Below are 17936 nucleotides of genomic sequence, written 5' to 3' on the forward strand. Positions count from 1 at the left end.
CCCCCCGCTCTGCCCCCTCTCGCGCCGCCCCCTGTGGGTGTTGTCGGGGGTGTTGGGGGGGGGCCCCCCCCCCCCCGCCCCCCGCCCCCCCCCGGGGGGGGGGGGGGGGGGGGGGGGCCCCCCCCCGCCAAGCAGCGCGGCGCCTGGAACAGCCCCTCACCCCGACCCTCTCCCCGGAGGGGAGAGGGAGCTTGTTGCGCACGGTCACGCCCCTCACGCCAACGTCAGCCCGCTAGTCCGCAACGGCTCGGCCCCCTGCAGGAAATACCGCCGCGCCAGCGCATCCGACACCGCGCCGAGACGCCGCTCGATATCCCCCAGCGTCTCCGCATCCAGCTCCGCCGCGGTCGCGGTCATCACGATCGCCAGCAACCCGGTCGCCTGCGCCTGCTGCGGCTCCGCCATCTCGTCGTCGCTGAGCACCGGCAACTCCGCCAGCCGCGCCGCAATCCGCTCCGCCGAAAACGCCAACGACCGAGGATTGCCCGGATCGAGCGCCACCAGATCCATCACCGGTACGCGCGCGATCCCGGTCGGATAGCGCTGCCGGTAACTGATCTGGCTGTCCGCCAGGTCGAGCAGCACCGACAGGTCGTCCGGCGACGCCCCCGGCATCCCGAACAACCGGATCGCCCGCGCCATCGCCATCGCCCGCTCGATCCGCCGCCCGAGATCGTGGAAGCGCCATGCCGCGGTCCGTCCCATATGCTCCGCCGACAGCCCCGCGATCGCCGCATACCGCCGTTGCAGCGACCCCGCCCGCTCCAGCATTCCGCGATGCGTAGGGAAGGGCGCCTCGAGCAACCGCACCATGTCCGCCGACAACCGGTCGCGCGAGCCCTCCCCGATCTCTCTCGCGTGCCGATTGAGCGTGAGGATCGACTGCCAACGCTCGTCCTCCATCGCGGTGCGGGCGAGCGCGGTCAGGTCGGCGCGGCGCAGCGACGGCGGGTGCGGCGCGCTGCCCGCTCCGACGATCAGCCCGACCAGCTTGCCGACCGTGGTGGGGGACAACACCGCCCCCCCGTCGACGTCGATCGAATTGCCGAGCATCACGCGGATCGCGCCGAGCAGCGCTTCGCCGCGCTCCAGATAGCGCCCGAGCCAGTAGAAATTGTCCGCTACCCGGCTCGGCAGCGTCCCCGGATTGCGCCGCACCTGGAGCGAGTCCGCGGCGGTCAGCAACGACACGGGCGCGACCGGCTCGGCACCATAGATGCAGACGTCGGCGGACCAGATGCCTTCGCCCATCACCGCCGCCCGCGCGTCGGGATGCTCGCCGATCCGCGCGAACCCACCGGGGAGGACGGTCCACTCGCCGTCGCCGTTACGCGCTGCGAACACGCGCAAGGTGAAGGGGCGGGGGACCAGCGCATCGCCGACCACGACCGGCATCGTCGAGAGCTGGACCAGTTCCTGCCCGACATAATCTTGCGGCCTGTTCGCCATATCGGCGAGCAGACGCGTCCGGTCCTCGCCGGTGATGTCGGCCCCCGTAACCGGGCCGCCTGTCATACCGAGAGGCCGCGAGTGGAACGCAGGACCGATCAGCAGGCGATCGAAATTCGCCTCGACCTGCGCGCGCGCGCCGTCCTGCCCACACCACCACGTGGCGATGTTGGGGAGCAGCAGGTCTTGCCCGAGCAGCGACTTCGCGAGCTGCGGCAGGAACGCCGAGAACGCCGGCGCCTCCAGCACGGCCGAGCCCGGCGCGTTCGACAGCACGACGTTGCCGGCCGCGTACGCGTCGATCAGCCCGGGCACGCCGATCTGCGAATGCGTGTCGAACGCCAGCGGATCGAGCAGCCGCGGGTCGAGCCGCCGCCACAGCGCATCGATCCGCTTGAGCCCACCGATGGTGCGGACATACACCTTGTCCTCGAGCGCGGCGAGATCGGCGCCCTCGACGAGCAACAGCCCGAGATAGCGCGCGAGATGCGCCTGTTCGGGATAGCTCGGGTTGAACCGACCGGGCGTGAGCAGCCCGATCCGCGGGTCGGTCCGCTTGCACATCGCCGCGATCCCGGCGCGGAAGGCGGCGAAGAACGGTGCGTGCCGCTGGACGTTGAGCCGATCCTGCAACCCGCCGAGCGTCCGGCTGACCGCGATGCGGTTCTCCAGCGCATAGCCGGCGCCGGCGGGCGCGCGCAGGTGATCGGCGAGGACGCGCCACTCACCGGTCGGCCCTCGCCCGAGGTCGATCGCGATGAAATCGAGATGCCGGCCACCCGGCGGGTCGAGCCCGACCATCGGCCGCAGAAAGAACGGACTGCCGGTGACGAGCGCGGCGGGGATGTGCCCGTCGGCAACCAGCTTTCCCTCGCCGTAGAGGTCGGCGATCACCGTCTCCATCAGCGTCGCGCGCTGGATCACGCCGCGCTCGATGCCGGCCCATTCGCCGGCTTCGATCAGCAAGGGTACGGGCGAGACGGGCCAGGGGCGCTCGTCGGGTTCGTCGGCGATGCGGAAGCCGGTGCCGATGTCGACCGCATGCCGCTGGACGCGTTCGCGGATATGGCCGAGGTCGTCCGAGGCGACCGTCGCCAGCTCGGCGAACATCGCCGCCCAGGCGGGGTCGGCGTCTTCGCAGAGCACGTCCGCGCTGGTGCTGCGCGCGCAATAGTCGGCGATCCAGCGCTCGGCATGGATCATCGCGTCGAAAAGGGGCGCGGTGTGCGTCGCCGTGTCCGCCGTGTTCAATGCCTCAAGCCCCCGAATACAGGCGGCGGTGTTTCACCTTTCGACGCGGCGGTGCAACATAAATTGTCGCGGGGGCCGCGCGTTAGTCCCGTTCCCTCGCGAACGCGGGGGCCCAGGAATCCCAGACGCGGCGCCCCATTACCCTGGACCCCCGCGTTCGTCAGGGAACAGCAAGGGGGCGAGCTGTCGCCTCCACAAAACGCCACCCCGGCGGAGGCCGGGGCCCAATTGGGGGACGGCGATAATGAAGGGCATCGCGCCGTTACGACCACCTTTCCAGTTGGGCCCCGGCCTCCGCCGGGGTGGTGCTGGTGGAGGGGGCCGCTCAAAGATCCGGCAGTACTTGATCCGCCACACCCCAACCCGCCAGCGCCCGCGACCCAGCCCGCGCGATCAACTCAGCCCCATCCTTCACACCCCACCGCGCCGCCGTCTCGATATCCCGCAACTCGGTCCACGACACCGGTGCCGCCACCGGCGCCCCCGCCCGAGCCCGCGCCGAATACGGCATCACCGCGGTCGCCCCGCGCTGGTTCCGCAGCCAGTCGATGAAGATCCGCCCCTTGCGTTTCGCCTTCGCCATCGTCGCGACGAATCGCTCGGGATCCGCCCCCGCCATCGCCCGAGCGAACCGATCCGCGAAGTCCTTCACCGCCGGCCATTCGGCCTGCGGGGTCAGCGGCACGACCACGTGCACGCCCTTGCCCCCCGACAGCATCGGGAAGCTGACCAGCCCGAGTTCGGCGAGCTGGTTCTTCAAATGCTCGGCTGCCTTCTTGGTGTCGCCGAAGTCGAGCCCCTCGTCCGGGTCGAGATCGAATATCAGTCGGTCCGGCTTCTCCAAAGTCGCGTTCGACGAGCCCCAGCCGTGGAACTCGATCGTCCCCATCTGCACGCACGCGACCAGCCCGTCTGCGTCGTCGACATAGAGATAGTCCTCAGTCGAGCCGTCCTTCTCGCGTATCGGAACCTGATGCACGGCGTCGCCGAAGCTCCCCGCGTCGTGTTTCTGGAAGAAGCACGCGCGGGAGCGGCCTTGGGGGCAGCGGACGAGGCTGATCGGGCGGTTGCCCGCGACCGGCAGCATGATCCCCGAGACCGCGACGTAATAGTCCGCGAGATCGCCCTTCGTGACGTCCGACTTGTCGAAGATCACGCGGTCCCGGCTGCTGACCTTTATACTGGTCGCGGGCGCCGCGGCTTCCTCCACATCGGGCAGTGGCGCGGGTGTCTCGGCAACGACGTCCTTCTCCGCCTTGTCCTCGCGCAGGCCGATGAAGCTCGAATGGCGGAGCACGCCATCGGGCGTGACCTCGGCAAACGCGACCTCCGCGACCAGTTTCGGCGTGACCCATTTCGCGCCGCGGACCGCTGCCTTCGGGGCCTCGACCGTCGGTGTCTTGCGATCGAGCGCGTCGAGCTTGTCGCGGATTTCGTCCATCAGCGCCTGGTCGAAACCGGTGCCGACTTTCCCGGCGTACCGATAGCCCTTGCCCTCGCGAACGCCGAGCAGCAGCGACTTGAACCCCCGCTTCTTGTCGGAGGGGAGCCAGCCGACGATCACGAATTCCTGGCGGTGCGTGCATTTGACCTTGAGCCACGCCTTGGTCCGCTTGCCGGCATAGGGCGCGTCGGCGCGTTTCGAGACGATGCCTTCGAGGCCCTCGCGGCACATCGTCTCGAACAGTTGTTCGCCCGCGCCGCTGACGTGGTCGGAATAGCGGAGGCGGTCTTCATCTTCGGGGATCAGCGGTTGCAGTCGCGCCTTGCGGTCGAGGTTGGAGAGGCCGGTCAGGTCTTCGCCGTCGAGCGCGAGCAGGTCGAACGCGAACAACGTCATGTCGCCGCCCAAGGAAATCGCGTCCTTCAGCGTCGAGAAATCGGGATGGCCGTTCTTGAACGCGACGATCTCGCCGTCGATCAGCGCGGATTTTACGGGGAGTTTGGCGGCGGCGGCGGCGATCGCGGCGAACTTGCCGGTCCAGTCGAGGCCGGTGCGGGTGAAGACCTTCGCCTTGCCGTTGGCGACGGAGAGTAGCGCGCGATAGCCGTCGTATTTTACCTCGTGAAGCCAGGCGGAGCCGGTGGGGACGGCGTCGACCAGGGTGCAGAGTTGCAGGTCCTGAAATTCCTGCCCGGCACGGGGAGGGGGACCGCCGCGACCTTTTGCGGGGGTGGAGGGGGGCTTGGCGCTGGCGACACCTTTACGGCTGGCGGTACTCTTGCGGCCCGCCCCCTCCACCAGCTTCGCTGGTCCCCCTCCCCGTGCCGGGGAGGATTTGCCTTCCTCGATTTCGACCATCGTGCGGCCGGTAGAGACGCTGGTCAGCGCTTCTTCCACCAGCGTGTCGGTACCGCCGGCCGCGGCATCGTCGATCTTCCTGAGCAGCCAGTTCTCGCGCTTTTCCTTGGCGCGGGGCTTCAAGCGGATCAGCAGCCATTCGCCCTTCATCCGTTCGCCATCGAGGACGAAGTGGAGGTGGCCCTTGTCGAGGTCCTTGGCCGACTTGCCCTTGATCGGCGACCAGGTGCCGCGGTCCCACAGCATCACCGTGCCGCCGCCATATTCGCCGGCGGGGATCGTGCCTTCGAAGGTGGCGTAGCTTAGCGGGTGGTCCTCGGTGCGGACCGCGAGGCGCTTTTCGTTGGGGTCGAGGCTGGGGCCGCGGGTGACCGCCCAGCTTTTGAGGACGCCGTCGATTTCGAGACGGAAGTCCCAATGGAGGCGGGTCGCGTCGTGCTTCTGGACCATGAACGAATTGCCGTTGCCGGGGACTAGCGTGCCGGCAGGTTCGGCGGTCTTGGTGAAGTTCCGCTTGGAATTGTAGAGGGCGAGGGGGTCTGGGGGCGTGACCATCAATAGCGTCCCGTCTTCGTCATCCCGGCGAAAGCCGGGACCTCGCGCGGCGAGGGGCTGAGCTGCAATGGGGAGATCCCAGCTTGCGCTGGGATGACGGGGGAGGGGGTGGTCGCCCCTATAAGCTTGTTCTCCCGCGAAGGCGGGAGCCCAGACTGGGTCCCCGCCTTCGCGGGGAAACAAGGAAAAGCGTTACGCACGTTTCTTCGCGGGAGCTTTGGCAGCGGTTTTTGCCGGCGGCCGCTTGGCAGGGGCCTTCTTGGCCGGCGCCTTCTCCGCACTCCCGCTCTTCTCCATCGACTTCTTCAACGCAGCCATCAGGTCGACCACGTTAGAGCCGGTCTTCCCGCCGGTGTCCTTGTCCTCGATGATCTTCTTCCCGTTCGACTTGCGCTTGCGCTCGATCAGGTCCTTCAGCGCATCGACATAGCGATCATGGAACTCCTGCGGGTGGAAATCCCCACTCCGTTTCCCGATCAGCGCCTCGGCCAGCTCCAGCAATTCCTCCGAAGGCTTGTCGTCCGGAATCTCGCGGAAATAGCCCTGCGCCTTGTGCACCTCGTCGGCGTACCGAAGCGTCTCCAGCACCATTCCGCGCCCGCACGGCTTCAGGCTCACGACATATTCGCGGCCGCGCATCGCGAGTTGGCCGAGCCCGACCTTCTTCGTCCGCTTCAACGCCTCGCGCAGCACGATGAACGCCTCCTCCGCGAGATCATCCGCGGGCACCACGAAATACGGCTTTTCGTAATAGAGCACGTCGATCTCGCTCGCATCGACGAACTGCGTCAGCTCCAGCGTCTTCTTCGACTCGAGCTTCACCGCATCGATCTCGTCCTGCTCCAGCAGGACGTATTCGCCTTTCGAGACCTCATAGCCCTTCATGATCTCGTCGGCATCGACCGGGCCGACGCCAGTGACGACCTTGTCGTAATGAATCGGCTGGCCCGATGGCTCGTGAATCTGCTTGAACGACACCGCCGCACCGGACTTGGTCGCGGAATAGATCTCGACCGGGATCGAGACGAGGGCCAGCCGGATCTGCCCCTGCCAATATGCGCGCGCTGCCACCCTGGATGTTCCTTCGTTGCGGAAACGATTCGATTACCTGGGTCAATCATCGGCACGGTAGAGTCGTTCCAAAGTTTCGTTCCGCGCCAAATCCCGCTATGGCGCGCGGCATGTCAGACGATCCCTTCACGCTGTTCGATAGCTGGTACGCCGAGGCCAAGCAGTCCGAGCCGAACGACCCGAACGCGGTCGCGCTCGCGACGGCCGATGCCGAGGGGCGGCCGTCGGTGCGCATGGTGCTGTTGAAGGGTCATGGGCCGGACGGCTTCGTGATCTACACCAATCGCGAAAGCCGCAAGGCAGGCGAGCTCGCCGCCAATCCGCAGGGTGCGCTGCTGTTCCACTGGAAGTCGCTGCGCCGTCAGATCCGCATCGAGGGTCCGGTATCATGGGCGACGGACGAAGAGTCCGACGCCTATTTCGCCTCGCGTGGTCGTGATTCGCAGCTTGGCGCCTGGGCGTCGGAGCAGTCCCGGCCGCTCGACAGCCGCGAGACGTTCGAGCAGCGCTTTGCCGAAATGACCGCGAAGTTCGACGGGCAGGACGTGCCAAGGCCGCCGCATTGGGGTGGCTACCGTGTCACGCCGACGCGGATCGAGTTCTGGCAGGACCGTGCGCATCGGCTCCACGAACGGCGGCTGTTCGTTCGCGATGACGGCAACTGGAGCGAAGGGCTGTTGTTCCCATGACTCTGGACGAACGGCGCAGGGTCATACCCCTGGCAACCCGCGCGGCGCTCGCCAGCGTCGCGATGGCGTGTTTCCTGCTGCTGCTGAAGGGCTTTGCGGCATGGTCGACGGGCTCGGTGGCGATGCTCGGCTCGCTCGCCGATACCGCGCTCGACCTGCTCGCGTCGCTGGTCACGTTGTACGGCGTGCGGCTGGCGGCCACGCCGGCGGATCACGATCACCGCTTCGGCCACGGCAAGGCGGAGGCGCTCGCCGCACTGTTCCAGGTCATGCTGATCACCGCGTCTGCGGTCGGCATCGCATGGCGTGCGATCCTCGCATTCGGCGATCCGCAGCCTACCACCGGCGCCGATTTCGGCATCGGCGTGTCGGTGATCGCGATCGTCGCGACGGTGTTCCTGCTGGCCTATCAGCGCAAGATCATCCGCCAGACGGGCTCGGTCGCGATCCTGGCGGACAACGTGCACTACCAGTCGGACGTACTGCTCAACGGCTCGGTGATCGTCGCGCTGGTGCTCGATCAATATGTCGGGTGGAGCGGCGCGGATCCGATCTTCGGCATCGTCATCGCGCTGTGGCTTGCATGGGGCGCATTCCAGGCGTCGTCGAACGCGATCGACCAGCTGATGGACAAGGAATGGCCGGAGGATTTCCGCGCGCAATTCCTCGACGTCGCCGCGCGCCAGCCTGGCATTCGCGGCATTCACGATTTCCGCACGCGCCGTTCGGGGAGCCATGATTTCGCGCAGTTCCACATGGAGGTCGCGCGCGACCTGACCGTGGCGCACGCGCACGACATCGTCGAGGCGGTCGAGCGCAACCTGCGCACCGCGTTCCCCAAGGTCGAAGTGCTGATCCATCTCGATCCCGAGGGGCATGTCGACACCGACAATCCGCTGGTCGAGGCGGACGTGACGCCGCATTGGTTCGGCAAGCGGGTATAGTCCGCTCGAGATTCGGCAAACGCGTTTGAGGATTCAGCCATGAGAATACCGTTTGCGCAGATCGATGCGTTTTCCGACACGCCGTTCGGCGGCAACCAGGCGGCGGTGATGCCGCTGTCGGCTTGGCTCGACGACGACGTGCTGCTGAACATCGCGCAGGAGAACAACCTGAGCGAGACCGCGTTCATCGTTGCTTCGGACGATGAGGGTGTCGATTTCGACCTGCGGTGGTTCACGCCGGGTGCGGAGGTTGCTTTGTGCGGACATGCGACGCTGGCGAGCGGGCATTTCGTGCTGTCGTCGGATACCGCGCTCGACCGGGTGCGATTCCGGACGCGGCAGGCGGGAATGCTGGAGGTCGCGCGGGCGGACAGCGGGTACACGCTGGAACTGCCGGCTTGGGGACCGAGCCCGAAGGCGATTCCGGAGATCATCGCGGCGCTGAACATCGAGGCGCCCGTCGAGACCCTGTGGCACGAGAAGGGCTATGCGCTCGTGATCGTCGACGACGAGCCCATCGTGCGTGACCTCAAGCCGGACTTCGCGGCGTTGGCGAAGTTCCCGATCGTCGCGATCGTCGCGGCTCGGGGCGAGGCGACCGATATCGTCAGCCGCGTGTTCACGCCGTATTACGCAATCAATGAGGATCCGGTGACGGGCTCGGCGCATGCGGTGATGGTGCCGTATTGGGCGCCGACCTTGGGGAACAGCTTCACGGCGTATCAGGCGAGCGCGCGCGGCGGGAAATTGACGTGTCGGCTCGACGGCGACCGGGTGGTGCTCGGCGGATCGTGCGTGACTACGATAGAGGGTACGTTCCTGCTGCCTTGAGTGCTCGGCACCGGAGAACAGGTCGGTGCCTGACCCCTAGAGGCAAAGGAAGTTTGTTTCCCCGCGAAGGCGGGGACCCAGCCTGGGCTCCCGCCTTCGCGGGAGAACAAGGAAGAGTGGGCTGCTGTTCGAATGCGGCCGCATCCGTGCTTCAAGGATAAAAGCACGCATAGGTCCGGTGTGATCAACGCGTCTACCGCTTGCGTCCCTTGGTCATCGGATCGGGCTTCTTCGGCTTCACCCAACCCGGCGGCGGGGTCATGCGTTGCTGGCTAGTGCCGAGACCCATTGCGCCGGGCTGTTGCCGCGTGAGCCCAGCCATGTCCGCCACCTCGCCACCGCCGCGCAACACGCTGATCTGATCACGCAACTTGCCCGCGGTTTCGAAATCCATCGCCGCGGCGGCGGCTTCCATCTGGCGGCGTAGATCTTCGATATCCATCCGCGCTCAACGCGTCAGGCGGCGACGAGTGCCGCTTCGGTGTCCGCAATCCAGCCGCCGCCGAGCACCCGCTCGCCCGCATACAGCACCGCCGCCTGACCCGGCGCCACCCCATATTCGGGCGCATCGAACACCACGCGGTCGCCGACCAGACGGGCAGGGACGGGCTTCGCCATCGATCGCACCTTGGCGGTCAACGGTCCGGTGAAATCGCCACCCAGCCAGTTGATGTCGGTCATCCGCGCCGCCTCGACCGCGAGCGCGCGACGGGGGCCGACGACGACCCGCTTCGTGGCAGGCTCGACTCGCACGACGTAGAGCGGCTCGGGACTGCCGCCGATTTCCAGCCCGCGGCGCTGGCCGACGGTGAAGTGGATCAGTCCGCGATGTTCGCCGAGCTTTGCGCCGCCGAGATCGACGATGTCGCCCGCGGTCTCTGCCGCCTCGGGGCGCAGTTTTTTGACGAGCCCGGCGTAGTCGCCGTCGGGAACAAAGCAGATGTCCTGGCTGTCCGGCTTGGCCGCGACGCCGAGACCGAGTTCGGCCGCGATCTCGCGCACGCGCGCCTTGGGCAGGCCACCGAGCGGAAAGCGGAGGTAATCGAGCTGCGTCTGCGTGGTCGCGAACAGGAAATAGCTCTGGTCGCGCGCCGGATCGGCGCCGCGGTGCAGTTCGTTACCGTGCGCGCCCTCGACTCGCCGGACATAATGCCCGGTCGCGAGGCAATCCGCGCCGAGATCGCGCGCGAGCTTCAACAGGTCTGTGAACTTCGGCCCCATGTTGCACTGGACACACGGGATCGGCGTGCGACCGGCGAGATACTCGTCGGCGAACTTGTCGACGACCTGCTCACGGAAGCTGGTTTCGTGATCGAACACGTAGTGCGCGATGCCGAGGCGATCGCAGACAGCACGGGCGTCGCGGATATCGCGACCGGCGCAGCACGAGCCTGCGCGGCCGACCGCCTCGCCGTGATCGTACAGCTGCAACGTCACGCCTATCGTCTCGGCGCCGGTGGCATGCGCCAGCGCGGCGACGACCGAACTGTCGACGCCGCCCGACATCGCCACGACGATGCGCTTTCCGGCCATGCCCGCACCGGCGGTGGCCCCGAGCTGAAAATCGGTCTGATCCATGCGGCGCTACATAAGCGCGGAGGCATCGCGTTGCAAAAAGATGCGTCGATTAACCTGGATTAGGCCGAAGCGAGGGAAAAATGCGACCGACGCAGGCTGCGGTGCAACAATTCGGGCACTTGGCGATGGGTGTTTTACGCAGTCTTCATCCCCTTGGCCTAGACAGGGGTTCCCGAGAGTGAAGCGAGTATCCCGTTGGACCTGAGTTTTCCCCGTTTCGATCGCGACGCAGAGGTCACCGTTCTTCCGGGTGACTTGGCCGTCCTGATCGTCGGTATCGCCGCCCGACAGGCAGCGAGCCCGACAGCGGCGGTGCAGGCCGGATTTGCTCGCGCCACGATCGATCCGAAGTTGTTCGCGCCGCTCCACGGTGCGTTCAACGGGCCGATGGCCGCGGCGTTGACCCGTTGGAAGGAGGAATGAAGATGCTGTTTACCGCGGCGTTTCAGCCGATCTTCAAGACCTGCGATTACAGGTCGTGTGTGCGTATCGAGAGGGGGCCCCCCGCCCCGATCAGAGGTTTCAAATGATCGAGAACCAGAAAATCCGTCCCGGCAAGGTCATCGGGCCATTGGGCGAGCAGCTGACGCTGGACAGCCTGCCACCGCCCAGCACCACGCGCTGGGTCGTGCGGCGCAAGGCCGAAGTCGTCGCTGCGGTGAATGGCGGACTGTTGAGCGTCGACGATGTCTGTGCGCGTTACGGCCTGACGGTCGAGGAGTTCGCCGGATGGCAGCGGGCGATCGATCGGTCGGGAATGCCCGGACTGCGCGTGACGCGGATCCAGCATTATAAGTCATTGTACGAGCGCCAACAAAAGTATTGAGGGGCAAAACTCAAAACGCGAGCGGAACAAAAAACGCCGTTCGCACGTCTTTCCGCCATCGCCCGGATACGGGTTCAACGGAGGGAAAACATCATGGGTCTCATTCTTTGGCTTATCGTCGGCGGCGTCATCGGCTGGATCGCTAGCATGATCATGCGCACCGATGCGCAGCAGGGTATCTTCCTGAACATTATCGTCGGCATCGTTGGCGCAGCCATCGGCAACCTGATCCTGTCGGGTGGCTCGATCAACAATTCGCCGCTCACGCTGACCTCGTTCCTCGTTTCGCTGCTGGGGGCGGTCATCCTGCTCGCGATCGTGAACCTCGTGCGTCGCGGTAGCGTTCGCTAAGAGTTCGCTTCGTCACGCGAAGACATAGGGCCGTCCGGGCAACCGGGCGGCCCTTTTTCTATGTGCCCGAGCATGCGGCGCTGAAATCCTCCCCCGCCAGGGGGAGGTGTCGCCGAAGGCGACGGAGGGGGTGGAGCGCGCACCAGCCGTTATCCCTTACCTCCCCCTCCGTCTGGCAAGTGTCAGCCACCTCCCCACTGGCGGGGGAGGGTTGTAGAGAGCGTCAGTTCAGCAGGAAGCGTACCGACAGCGTTACGGTCACGTCCTTCTCACCCGGCGCGATCTGCGTGCTGTCCTTGGCCATCGACGCGCGCGCCATCATGAACATCGGTTGTGCCGGACCACCCGCATCCTGACCCGATTCGGCGATCGAGACGATCCGCGACACCCGCAGCCCCGCCGCCTTGGCGTAGAGATCGGCGCGACGCTTGGCCTGCGCGATCGCATCCGTTCGGGCTTCGTCGAGCGCCGCGTCAGGCTTGTCGATCGACAGGTTCGGCCCGTCGATCTGGTTCGCACCCTCAGCCACCAGCGCATCAAGGACCGTCCCCGACTTCGCGACGTCGCGGAAGCGGATCGAGACGGTGTTGGTCGCCTGATACCCCGTGATCACCGGCGGCTGGTTGTCGGCGTAGCGATATTGCGGGGCAAGCTGGACGTTCGAGGTAGCGATGTCGCGCGGTGCAACGCCTGCGCGTTTGAGCGACGCCAGAACCTTCGCCATCCGTTGCGCATTATCTGTGAGTGCCGCCGCTGCTGTCGTCGACTGGGATACGACGCCGGCGCGGATCGTCGCCAGATCGGGCACTCGAGTCGTGCGCCCCTCGGCGGTCACGTCCAGAACGGTCCCGGCGGCGGGCACCATGGGCTCGACGGTCGTCGGCGCGGCTTGGGCGTTGGCAGCGACGGCAGGCAAGCCGATCGCGACGGTAGCGAGGGCGCTCAGGAACGATGCTGTCTTCATTGTTTCTCTCCGGTGGGACACGGCCTGCCTGTCGTCCTACACAGTTCAACGCAAGCTGAACGGCATTGCGGATAGATCGGAATCGAAGCATGTCTGCGGTCCGCATAAGCCAAAGGGCTTGAGCGCGGTGACCTATTCATATAACACAGCCGGTGAATGGCGAAGCGGGTCGAGACAAGACCGGTCGAAATTGGGATTGTGACGCGCATGAACTACGAGACGAAGACCGTCGGCCAGATTGACGGTGGCGAGACCGAAGACCAGCTCGTGCTCCCCGATTACACCGCACCGTCGCACCGCCGCCGCAACATCATCATCGCGGTCGTCGTCATGCTGGCGATCGTCGCCGCCATCTTCGCGTTCAAGGGCGGCAAGAAGGATGTCGCCGCCGGTCCGGTCGTCGAGCAGGTGCCGACCGTCTCGGTCGTGGTGCCGGGCCGCAAGACGGTCGACCGCACGATTTCCGCCACCGGCACGATCGCCGCGCGGCGCGAGATGCCGGTCGGCGTCGCGGGTGAGGGCGGGATGATCACGCGCGTGCTGGTCGAGCCGGGCCAGTGGGTCGCGGCGGGCCAGGTGCTGGCGACGGTCGATCGCTCGGTCCAGACCGAGACGGCCGCCTCGCTCGCCGCCTCGGTGAGCGTCGCACGCTCCGACGAAACGATCGCGCAGGCCGAACTCGATCGCGCCAAGCAGCTCGTCGATCGCGGCTTCATCTCGAAGGCCGATCTCCAGCGCAAGGCCGCGACGCGCGACGCCGCCGCCGCGCGGGTGAAGGTGGCGCAGGCGACGCTCGGCGAAGCACGCGCGCGCAACGGTCGTCTCGATATCCGCGCGCCCGCCGCCGGCCTCGTGCTGACGCGCGGCGTCGAATCAGGGCAGGTCGTCGGCGCGGGGACGGGCGTGCTGTTCCGCATGGCCGCGGACGGCCAGATGGAAATGCGTGCGCAGTTGAGCGAAGCGGATCTCGCCGGGCTCCATGCGGGCGCCCGCGCGACGGTCGTTCCGGTCGGCACCACTCAGGGCTTCCCGGGACAGGTGTGGCAGGTCTCGCCGGTCATCGACCCGCAGAGCCGCCAGGGCATCGCGCGGATCGCTGTCGCCTATGACCCTGCACTGCGCCCGGGCGGATTCGCCGCGGCGACGATCGTCGGCGGTGCGACCCAGGCACCGTTGCTCCCCGATTCGGCGCTGCAAAGCGACGAGAAGGGCAGCTTCGTCTATATCATCGGCGCCGATAACAAGGCCGTGCGCCGCGATATCAAGATCGGTCAGGTCTCCGATGCGGGCGTGACGATCCTGAGCGGACTCGACGGAACCGAGCGAGTAGTGTTGTCTGCAGGCGGGTTCCTGGCGCCCGGGCAGAAGGTGAAGCCGGTCACGAAGAAAGCGAGCTGAGCTCATGAACTTTCGCAACATCTCGGCCTGGGCGATCCGCAACCCGGTGCCGCCGATCGTTCTGTTCATCGCGCTGACCCTGGCGGGCATCGTCAGCTTCATGCGGATGGACGTGAACAACGATCCGGACATCGATTTCCCGATCGCGATCGTCGTCATCAACCAGCCGGGTGCCGCGCCGACCGAGCTCGAGACGCAGGTCACGCAGCGCGTCGAGGCCGCGGTGCGTTCGCTCCAGGGCATCGACGAGATCACCTCGACCGTTACCGAGGGCCAGTCGCAGACCGTTGTCCAGCTTAGCATCGGCACGCCGATCGACCGCGCCGTCACCGACGTCCGCGACGCGATCGCGCAGATCCGCAGCGACCTGCCCGAGGGTATCCTCGAGCCGCAGGTGTTCCGTGCGAACACCACCGACAACGATCTCGCCAGCTATTCCGTGATTGCCAAGGACATGACGGTCGAACAGCTCAGCTGGTACATCGACAACAACGTCGCGAAGGAATTGCTGTCGGTCCCCGGCATGGCCGCGGTCAACCGCAACGGCGGCGTCAGTCGCGAGATCCGCATCATCCTCGATCCGCTCAAGCTGCAAAGCCAGGGGCTGACCGCGAGCCAGGTCAACGCCCAACTCCGGCAGGTCAATCTGAACGCGGCGGGCGGTCGTGCCGAGATCGCTGGGTCCGAACAGTCGGTCCGCGTGCTCGGTAACGCGAAGGACGCGGTCGCACTTGCCCAGACCCAGATCAGCGTCGGCAACGGCCGCACGGTACGATTGGCCGACATCGCGCAGGTCCGCGATCTCTACGCCGAACAACGCAGCCGCGCCGCGATCGACGGTCGCCAGACGATCAGCTTCGATTTCCAGCGTTCCAAGGGTTCGTCCGACGTCACCGTCTTCAATGAGGCGGTGAAGAAGCTCGCGGCGATGGAGAAGCGCAACCCGAACGTGCATTTCGTGCTGCGCTCGAACAGCGTCAAATACACCGAGATGCAGTATGAGAGCGCGATCCACGCGATGATTGAGGGCGCTGTGCTCGCGGTGATCGTGGTGTTCCTGTTCCTGCGCGACTGGCGCGCTACGGTGATCTCGTCGCTGGCGATCCCGCTGTCGGCGATCCCGGCCTTCTGGTTCATGGATCTGCTCGGCTTCAACCTGAACCAGATGACGTTGCTTGCGCTCAGCCTCGTCGCAGGCGTGCTGGTCGACGACGCGATCGTCGAAATCGAGAACATCGTCCGCCACATGCGGATGGGCAAGTCCGCCTATCAGGCCTCGATTGACGCCGCCGACGAGATCGGTCTCGCCGTGCTGGCGACGACTATGGCGATCGTCGCGGTGTTCCTGCCGGTCGGCCTGATGCCGGGTATCTCGGGGCAGTTCTTCAAGAATTTCGGCCTGACGGTCGTTGCGTCGGTGCTGATGAGCCTCGCGGTCGCACGCCTCGTCACGCCGATGCTCGCGGCGTATTTCCTCAAGTCCGCCGGCCCCGCCGTCCACGGCGAGGGCGTCCTGATGGACGGCTATATGGCGACGCTGAAGTGGACGCTGGAGACCGGCAAGGCGAAGGCCTCGGCCGCCCGTGGCGGCTTCCACCGCTTGACCAGCCGCTTCCGCGATCACCGCTTCTGGGTGCTCGGGCTCGGCGTGTTCGCGTTCCTCATGACGATCGTGATGTTCGCGGTGCTGCCGATGACGTTCCAGCCCGCGCAGGACAACGATACGTCGATGGCGGTCATCGACATGGTCCCGGGCACGACGCTGGCGCAGACCGAAGCGGTGGTGACCAAAGTCGCGGCGTTGATCGGATCGCAGCCGGACGTGCAGTCGGTCTATGCGCGCAGCGGCGCCAATGGTTCGGTCAATGCCGGCCGGGTCACCGCGACGCTTAAGGACGACCGCAAGATGAAGAGCACGGAGTTCGAGCGTAGCCTCGCACCCCAGCTTGCGGCGATTCCCGACGCACGCGTCTCGTTCCGCTCGCAGAATGGCTGGGGTGGGAGCACGCGCGACATGAGCGTGACGCTGGGTGGCGACGATCCCAAGCTGCTCGATGCGACCGCGCAGAAGATCGTGACCGAGATGTCGCGCCTGCCGACGCTGGTCGCGCCGCGCGTCGCCGGCAACATGCAGCGCCCGGAAATCGTCATCAAGCCGCGCTTCGATCTCGCCGCCAACCTCGGCGTGACGACGCAGGCGCTATCGTCGGCGATCCGCATCGCGACGCTTGGCGACATCGACCAGAACTCGGCGCGGTTCTCGCTCTCCGATCGCCAGATTCCGATCCGCGTGGCACTCGACCAGGGTGCGCGTAGCGAGTTGTCAACGATCCAGAACCTGCCGGTGTCGACCGCATCCGGTGGGTCGGTGCCGCTGAACCTAGTGGCGGAGATCACGCTCGGCTCCGGCCCGACCAAGATCGACCGCGTCAATCAACAGCGTCAGCTGACGATCGGCGCCGATCTAGCCCCCGGTATCGTCTCGGGCGTCGCGCAGAAGCAGATCGACGCGCTGCCGACGATGGCGAACCTGCCGACCGGCGTGAACAAGCTCGTGCTGGGGCAGTCGAAGTTCCAGGCGGAGATGATCAACAACTTCATCCTCGCGGTGATCGCGGGGACGTTCCTGGTGTTTGCGGTGCTGGTGCTGCTGTATCGCCGCGCGCTGCCGCCGTTCGTCAACATGGGGTCGCTGTTGCTGGCGCCGCTCGGCGGGCTGATCGCGTTGTGGGCGACGGGCAATCCGGTGTCGATGCCGGTGTTCATCGGTATCCTCATGCTGCTCGGCATCGTCGCCAAGAACTCGATCCTGCTGATCGACTTCGCGCTGGAGGAGATGGGCAAGGGCGTCGACGTGTGGACCGCGGTGGTCGATGCCGGGCACAAGCGCGCGCAGCCGATCGTGATGACCACGGTGGCGATGGTCGCGGGCATGATCCCGACCGCGCTGTCGCTCGGCGGCGACGGATCGTGGCGCGCGCCGATGGGCATCGTCGTGATCGGCGGGCTCGTCCTGTCGACCATCCTGACGCTGCTGATCGTCCCCGCGGCGTTCAGCCTAGCGGTCGGGATCGAGCGGTATATCGGCCCACGCCTCGGCCGCAGCCTGCTCACCTATCGCCCCGGCGACGACGGCAGCGAAGTCATCGGGCTCGCCGGACCGTCGGGCCCACGGCTCGGACCGGCAACCCCCAAGCTCGGCGATGGCACACAGCCAGCCGAGTGACGCCATCGCGCCCCTCGTGTTGAACGACGCCGGAGTTCCGCGCGATGGCGGGGCGTCGCGGAATACGGCACGAACGGTGCCTGCACGGGCCATCGGGTCGAGCATGGGGAGGTCGAGCGCGTGCCGGTCGAGCATAGGCCGGTCATGCTGGAGGCAGTCGAAAGTCGGGCGGTCGAGCATGGGCCAGTCGAGCGCGGGCGGGTCAAAAGCATCGCGCGTCGGCCTGGCGTCAAAGAATACGGCACGAACGTCACCAGCGCGAGCCGTGTGGTCGAGCACGGGCGAGCCAAACACGCGGCGGTTGAGCGTGGGCCGGTCAGGCCGGTCAGGCCGGTCATGCCGGCATCGATCGGAAGCCGGGTGGCAGTCGAGCGCGGACCGCTCGGAACCCAGCCAATCACGCGCGGGGGTGGCAAAATTCCACCAGCTGAGCGCACCTGAATCGAGCGCACGTCGGGCGAAAGCCGGCTCGTCGGCGGCGGTCGTGAACTATCCCCGCGC

At 66.6% G+C, this 17936-nt stretch carries 14 protein-coding genes; 8 read left to right on the top strand and 6 right to left on the bottom strand.

All coding sequences use genetic code 11. The features are described 5' to 3' along the window. Positions 1-213: 213 nt before the first annotated feature. The 3 genes from O6X71_RS17535 to O6X71_RS17545 form a co-directional block, all read right to left on the bottom strand. On the bottom strand, positions 214-2652 hold the full coding sequence (locus O6X71_RS17535) for a circularly permuted type 2 ATP-grasp protein (RefSeq protein WP_353467146.1): 2439 nt from the start codon (positions 2650-2652) through the stop codon (positions 214-216). Positions 2653-3025: 373 nt separating this feature from the next. Further along, the gene (gene ligD / locus O6X71_RS17540; protein WP_353467028.1) at positions 3026-5557 is read right to left on the bottom strand and encodes a DNA ligase D; all 2532 of its coding nucleotides are present in this window, start codon (positions 5555-5557) and stop codon (positions 3026-3028) included. A 192-nt stretch (positions 5558-5749) separates the two neighbouring features. Continuing rightward, positions 5750-6628: a Ku protein gene (locus O6X71_RS17545; protein ID WP_353467029.1), complete on the bottom strand. Its 879-nt coding sequence runs from the start codon at positions 6626-6628 to the stop codon at positions 5750-5752. 110 nt (positions 6629-6738) lie between these two features. On the opposite strand from O6X71_RS17545, the gene pdxH reads away from it, so the two are divergent. From pdxH to O6X71_RS17560, 3 genes are read left to right on the top strand one after another with little or no spacing between them, the layout of a single operon-like run. Beyond that, complete coding sequence (gene pdxH / locus O6X71_RS17550; RefSeq protein ID WP_353467030.1) at positions 6739-7317, top strand: pyridoxamine 5'-phosphate oxidase; 579 nt, start codon at positions 6739-6741, stop codon at positions 7315-7317. Then, the gene (locus O6X71_RS17555; protein ID WP_353467031.1) at positions 7314-8261 is read left to right on the top strand and encodes a cation diffusion facilitator family transporter; all 948 of its coding nucleotides are present in this window, start codon (positions 7314-7316) and stop codon (positions 8259-8261) included. Before pdxH ends, O6X71_RS17555 begins: the two co-directional genes overlap by 4 nt. A gap of 39 nt (positions 8262-8300) precedes the next feature. Next, positions 8301-9092 (top strand): PhzF family phenazine biosynthesis protein, encoded by a 792-nt coding sequence (locus O6X71_RS17560; RefSeq protein WP_353467032.1) that lies wholly within the window; start codon positions 8301-8303, stop codon positions 9090-9092. 193 nt (positions 9093-9285) lie between these two features. Here O6X71_RS17560 and O6X71_RS17565 read toward each other — a convergent pair whose 3' ends face one another. Both O6X71_RS17565 and mnmA read right to left on the bottom strand, forming a co-directional pair. Beyond that, positions 9286-9534, bottom strand: coding sequence for a UvrB/UvrC motif-containing protein (locus O6X71_RS17565; protein ID WP_353467033.1), 249 nt, complete (start codon positions 9532-9534; stop codon positions 9286-9288). 14 nt (positions 9535-9548) lie between these two features. Then, the gene (gene mnmA / locus O6X71_RS17570; protein ID WP_353467034.1) at positions 9549-10670 is read right to left on the bottom strand and encodes a tRNA 2-thiouridine(34) synthase MnmA; all 1122 of its coding nucleotides are present in this window, start codon (positions 10668-10670) and stop codon (positions 9549-9551) included. 195 nt (positions 10671-10865) lie between these two features. Between mnmA and O6X71_RS17575 the strand changes: the two genes are divergently transcribed. The 3 genes from O6X71_RS17575 to O6X71_RS17585 all read left to right on the top strand — a co-directional run bounded on the left by O6X71_RS17575 (position 10866) and on the right by O6X71_RS17585 (position 11847). Then, positions 10866-11093: a hypothetical protein gene (locus O6X71_RS17575; RefSeq protein ID WP_056061089.1), complete on the top strand. Its 228-nt coding sequence runs from the start codon at positions 10866-10868 to the stop codon at positions 11091-11093. 103 nt (positions 11094-11196) lie between these two features. Then, positions 11197-11496, top strand: coding sequence for a DUF1153 domain-containing protein (locus tag O6X71_RS17580; protein ID WP_056061087.1), 300 nt, complete (start codon positions 11197-11199; stop codon positions 11494-11496). Between the two features lie 93 nt (positions 11497-11589). Next, positions 11590-11847 carry a GlsB/YeaQ/YmgE family stress response membrane protein gene (locus tag O6X71_RS17585; protein ID WP_353467035.1) on the top strand — a complete coding sequence of 86 codons (258 nt, stop codon included), beginning with the start codon at positions 11590-11592 and terminating at the stop codon, positions 11845-11847. Positions 11848-12070: 223 nt separating this feature from the next. Here O6X71_RS17585 and O6X71_RS17590 read toward each other — a convergent pair whose 3' ends face one another. Then, entirely contained in the window at positions 12071-12811 is a 741-nt protein-coding gene (locus O6X71_RS17590; protein ID WP_353467036.1) for an SIMPL domain-containing protein, read from the bottom strand. Between the two features lie 207 nt (positions 12812-13018). Between O6X71_RS17590 and O6X71_RS17595 the strand changes: the two genes are divergently transcribed. Then, positions 13019-14209 carry an efflux RND transporter periplasmic adaptor subunit gene (locus tag O6X71_RS17595; protein WP_353467037.1) on the top strand — a complete coding sequence of 397 codons (1191 nt, stop codon included), beginning with the start codon at positions 13019-13021 and terminating at the stop codon, positions 14207-14209. A gap of 4 nt (positions 14210-14213) precedes the next feature. Further along, positions 14214-17435: an efflux RND transporter permease subunit gene (locus tag O6X71_RS17600; RefSeq protein ID WP_056484794.1), complete on the top strand. Its 3222-nt coding sequence runs from the start codon at positions 14214-14216 to the stop codon at positions 17433-17435. Positions 17436-17936 lie beyond the last annotated feature (501 nt).

Source organism: Sphingomonas faeni, assembly GCF_040407505.1.
GTDB classification, from domain to species: domain Bacteria; phylum Pseudomonadota; class Alphaproteobacteria; order Sphingomonadales; family Sphingomonadaceae; genus Sphingomonas; species Sphingomonas faeni_E.